The organism is Halalkalibacterium ligniniphilum, from assembly GCF_000334155.1.
GTDB lineage: Bacteria > Bacillota > Bacilli > Bacillales > Bacillaceae_D > Halalkalibacterium > Halalkalibacterium ligniniphilum.
Map to the genome: position 1 here is coordinate 1 of NZ_ANNK01000082.1, position 2,565 is coordinate 2,565.

The 2,565-nt window shown below is 42.1% G+C and carries 3 protein-coding genes; all 3 read left to right on the top strand.

Annotated features, from left to right (window positions below; genetic code table 11):
• The first annotated feature begins 221 nt into the window (after positions 1-221).
• On the top strand, positions 222-1,277 hold the full coding sequence (gene recA / locus BLT_RS0108625) for a recombinase RecA (protein ID WP_017727390.1): 1,056 nt from the start codon (positions 222-224) through the stop codon (positions 1,275-1,277).
• A gap of 113 nt (positions 1,278-1,390) precedes the next feature.
• Positions 1,391-2,386 carry a metallophosphoesterase family protein gene (locus BLT_RS0108630; RefSeq protein WP_017727391.1) on the top strand — a complete coding sequence of 332 codons (996 nt, stop codon included), beginning with the start codon at positions 1,391-1,393 and terminating at the stop codon, positions 2,384-2,386.
• A partial coding sequence (locus BLT_RS21645) for an AAA family ATPase (RefSeq protein WP_035425703.1) occupies positions 2,373-2,565 on the top strand: 193 nt, incomplete at its 3' end. The genes BLT_RS0108630 and BLT_RS21645, both read left to right, overlap by 14 nt.

Below are 2,565 nucleotides of genomic sequence, written 5' to 3' on the forward strand. Positions count from 1 at the left end.
ACGTATATTTCCTCCACTAAGGTTGTGCACTGTTCGCGTTTTCAATCATACACGTTCATTATGTACCAGCCCTATTCCTTCCTATTTTCCCCATCTGCTCAAAAAAGCGAATAAATGTTCGTAAAACCTATTGGCAAATGAATCAAAACAGGGTATAGTAATAAAAGAAGAAAACATAGATTCGCATATGATCATGCTTATTTATAGAGGAGAGATGACGAATGAGTGATCGTAAAGCAGCTCTGGATATGGCGTTGCGGCAAATTGAAAAGCAATTTGGTAAAGGCTCTATTATGAAGTTGGGGGAACAAGCTGAGCAACGTGTTTCAACCGTTTCAAGTGGTGCACTAGCCTTGGACATTGCCCTTGGTGTCGGTGGATACCCACGGGGAAGAATTATTGAAGTATATGGTCCGGAATCTTCAGGTAAGACTACGGTCGCTCTTCATGCGATTGCAGAAGTACAGCGTAACGGAGGTCAAGCGGCTTTTATTGATGCTGAACACGCGTTAGATCCTGTGTATGCACAAAAGCTCGGTGTTAATATTGACGAGCTTCTTCTTTCACAGCCAGATACAGGGGAACAAGCATTAGAAATTGCTGAAGCTCTTGTACGTAGCGGTGCTGTTGAGATGATTGTCATTGATAGTGTGGCAGCTCTTGTTCCAAAAGCAGAGATTGAGGGTGATATGGGAGACTCTCATGTAGGCTTACAAGCGCGCTTAATGTCACAAGCCCTTCGCAAGCTTTCAGGAGCGATCAATAAGTCGAAAACAATTGCGATTTTTATCAACCAAATTCGTGAAAAAGTTGGGGTGATGTTCGGGAATCCTGAAACAACACCCGGTGGTCGTGCGTTAAAATTCTACTCATCTGTACGACTCGAAGTGAGACGTGCTGAAACATTAAAGCAAGGAAACGATATGGTTGGTAATAAAACAAAAATTAAAGTCGTGAAAAACAAAGTCGCACCGCCATTCAAACAAGCGGAAGTAGACATTATGTATGGTGAGGGAATTTCTCGAGAAGGTTCGATTCTTGATATTGCCTCTGAGCTTGATATCGTCGTAAAGAGTGGGGCTTGGTATTCCTTTGAGGAAGAGCGTCTTGGCCAAGGACGTGAGAACGCAAAGCAATTTTTAAAAGAAAACGAAGAAATCACAGAAAAAATTGAACGCCTCATTCGTGAACACTACGGTTTGAATAGTGAAGTGCAGGTCGAAGCACCAACGGAAGAGGATGGTCAGTTTGAGGATCTGCCACTCGATTTAAAATAACAGCATGCTTTTAGCATTGCTCCTTTAAAGTAACGGTCCCCCCCTAGCAAAGCAGTGCTTTATTAGGGGGGGACCGTTATGTTCTGTCACACCAATGATCTCAAGGAGGAACCATGAAATTTCTCTATTTTACTGATACCCATATACGAGGAACAACGCCGAAAAATCGTTTAGATTCCTTTGTTGACACATTGAAGGATAAGCTCCATGAAATTATGGAGCTTGCCAATAAACACGAAGTCGATTTCCTACTGCATGGAGGAGATGTCTTCGACCGTCCCGATTTGTCTCCAAATGTAGTTGGCCAATTTGCGCAAATTTTTCGCAAAGCAAATCGACCGATCTATGCAATTTCTGGAAATCACGATACATACGGGCATAATCCAAATACAATTACAAGAACGATGCTTGGTTTAATGGATTCCTTTGGCATTTTAACACTCATTCATCCTGATCAACCGTTACTGTTTGAAGAAAATGGGCTACGTGTACAAATTTCTGGTCAACCGTACCATTACGATATCGATCAACGTGACCCAAAACTTGATTATTATCCAAGCAATCAGCGTCGTGCAGATGTACTCATTCATCTTGTGCATAGTATGCTTGTAGAAAAAGCATTGCCAGATGAGATTCCTCATACAATTATTGATCACATATGGGGGACGAGCGCTGATGTCATTTTAACAGGACATTATCATGGAGGTTTTGGAATCAAAGAACGAAACGGCAAATATATTTGCAATCCTGGGGCCATTGCAAGAATTAATAATCATTGGTCAGAAATAAGCCGCCAGCCTACTATCATTTTAGGAACGGTTACAAAAGAAGGTATTGAGCTTAAAGAGTATCCTTTGCAGTCGGCAAAAAAAGGGGATGATGTGCTTGATCGAAGCTTCCTTGAAAAGGCTGTTCACCAAGAGGAAAAACTTCATGCCTTTGTTCAGCAAGTGAAAGAACAGGCAGAGTTTCAATCCCTGAACATGAATCAGATTATTGGAGAAATTGCAGCAATGTCAAATGTGGAGGAAAAAGTAAAGCAGGAAGCATTGCGGAGAATAACGGTGATTGAAGAGCTTTGGAAGGGGGGAGAAGATGAATACGATTAACACAGTACGCCTTGAGAACTTTCAGTCCCATCTTGATACGAGCATAGATTTTAGCACTGGCCTCAATGTGATTGTCGGCCAGTCAGACAGTGGGAAAACGTCGATTTTACGTGCGATACGCTGGGTGTTGTACAATCAGCCAAGAGGAACAGATTTTATGAGAGTAGGGGCTGATTTTG

Bases quoted from the DNA above. Each gene is read 5' to 3' on its own strand.
- BLT_RS0108630 (WP_017727391.1), top strand. From the start codon at position 1,391: ATGAAATTTCTCTATTTTACTGATACCCATATACGAGGAACAACGCCG.
- recA (WP_017727390.1), top strand. From the start codon at position 222: ATGAGTGATCGTAAAGCAGCTCTGGATATGGCGTTGCGGCAAATTGAA.